At 33.5% G+C, this 511-nt stretch carries 1 protein-coding gene; it reads left to right on the forward strand.

Annotated elements, in window-relative coordinates:
* Nucleotides 1-142: 142 nt before the first annotated feature.
* Nucleotides 143-511: DUF4372 domain-containing protein (locus QA612_RS22480; protein ID WP_278286060.1), on the forward strand; the 369-nt coding region annotated here is incomplete at its 3' end.

Consider the following 511-nt stretch of genomic DNA (forward strand, 5'->3'; position numbering starts at 1 on the left):
CACTAGTGTTGCATTAATTTAGACTAACTATTTAAAATACTCGAAATGTTCAATAAAGTTATTTTGTGCAAAGAAAAAGTCCTTTATAATGGATAAGGTCAGGTGGTAATCCCGTCCAAATCCAATAAAAAGGACCAAACTCATGGATAAGATTACACGAAAAACTTCATTTGGACAATGGTTTTCACCTATAAATTTCAAATTATTTGACGAACAGGTGAAAATATTGAAATTAGATCTTTATACAAAGAAACTTACGACAGAATCATTCTTGAAATTATTACTTTATGCACAGCTGGAAGAGGTGGAAAGCCTCCATGCCCTTAGTGATTGTCTCTTTGATGATCAGCTGCAAAAAGGTGTTGACCTTGATTCCATCAGTATTTCTCAACTTTCACGTCGATTAAATGGAATGAATCCAGATTTATTTCAACGGTTATTCCTTGATTTAGTCGGACAAATACATGCCAAGACACATTACACAAAACTCGTCATGCCGTTAAAAATCATT

It is taken from the genome of Evansella sp. AB-P1, assembly GCF_029688925.1.
Lineage (GTDB): Bacteria > Bacillota > Bacilli > Bacillales > Salisediminibacteriaceae > Evansella.